Genomic DNA, 1,424 nt, shown 5'->3' on the forward strand with positions numbered 1-1,424 from the left:
AAACCATGGATATTGTTCCACCACCCGCAGAATATGCTCCGGCTTATCTGACCCTATAAAATACAGCCATGCCTCCAGCTCACTCATCTTTTTTGTATCGTCTTTATTATCCTTTATTTTAAAAAAATTATCAAGAGCTATGATATAAAATTCCTGCAAAAATTCCATTTTCAAACCCGTGTCAAACTCAAACCCTCCCCGGTGCAGATAACAATCCTCCATCTCTTTCACTTCTTTTGCGCTCTCTTCCATCAGCACAATGGTGTAAACCTTCTGCATATCACAGTAGGTAAAGGCCTTCCCCTTGGCGCGCCGCCGCCGCTCATACTGCCGCATCACCATATCACTTGAATAGCAAGACATACGCTGCCCCGGAAAGTAATATCCGATTTTTTGAATCTCTACATCTGCCAATTCTCCCGTCTCAAACTCCACAATAATATCCAATGCCAGAAGACTCCCTTGCTCCGATATACGCCGATGTTCTACCGGAAGCATCCGCTTTACTTTGAGCGGTCTTCCAATAATCTGCGACAGCATCCTGGAAAGGCGCTCCGGATGTACTTCCGCATCAAAAATGTATTTAAAAAATGAATCATAGGTCATCTTAACACCACGGACTCCCATACAGAATTGTATAAAGTGTTCCCGAAATGTCTCATTATCCATATCCCTGAACAGAGCATAAACCGCCGGATTTCTGTTAACCTCCCACAGCACCTCCTCCCGTGTCTTCTCTTTCCCTAAAATTTCTTGCATCGTAATCTGTTTACCCATAAATTTTCCTCCTTGGTATCGTTATAATTTTGTTCATTATCGGGTTATTTCTTCGATTCAAAGATCCGAAAATGAGATGCCTTTCGGCTATGATAGCTGTGAGCAAAAGAAATCCGCCCCTGACTTGTAGACATAATAACACATGTTTCTCATTATGTAAATACTTTTGCCATTTTTTTACACAACAAAAGAAGGTGTAACCCATTCACATGGGTTACGCCTTCTTCTGATTTTGTCGTTTCTATCTTTGCTTACTCGCCGAATGTCTCCATAAATCTCTGGATAATAATCGAGCATTCTGCACGGCTTGTATTGCCCTGCGGATCAAGACGATAGGAACCATCTGTATTTTCTTTTCCTTCAATGATTCCATTTCCTACTGCCCACTTCATTGCCGCTTCTGCGAATTCCGTCACTTTATCAGCATCCGTAAATTTACTGATATCTGCCGATTCTTCAGATTCATATCCCATATGGTCCGCGTAACGGTACATCATCGTTACCATCTGCTCACGGGTAATCGGATCGTTCGTTCCAAAGTATCCGGAATCTGTATAACCCGTAACAACCTCCGCTTCAGCCGCCCAGATGACTGCCTTTGAATAGAACTGTCCATCCGGTACATCCGGGAATTTTGTTTCATATTC

The 1,424-nt window shown here is 42.6% G+C and carries 2 protein-coding genes; both read right to left on the reverse strand.

The annotated features are described in order from the left end of the window. Window positions 1-777, reverse strand: a 777-nt coding sequence (locus tag OCV99_RS17935; protein WP_158372383.1) for a PD-(D/E)XK nuclease family transposase, incomplete at its 3' end; no start/stop codon positions are given. 251 nt (window positions 778-1,028) lie between these two features. Next, window positions 1,029-1,424, reverse strand: a 396-nt coding sequence (locus OCV99_RS17940) for an S-layer homology domain-containing protein (protein ID WP_158372385.1), incomplete at its 5' end; no start/stop codon positions are given.

The organism is Dorea acetigenes, from assembly GCF_025567385.1.
GTDB classification, from domain to species: Bacteria; Bacillota; Clostridia; order Lachnospirales; family Lachnospiraceae; genus Claveliimonas; species Claveliimonas acetigenes.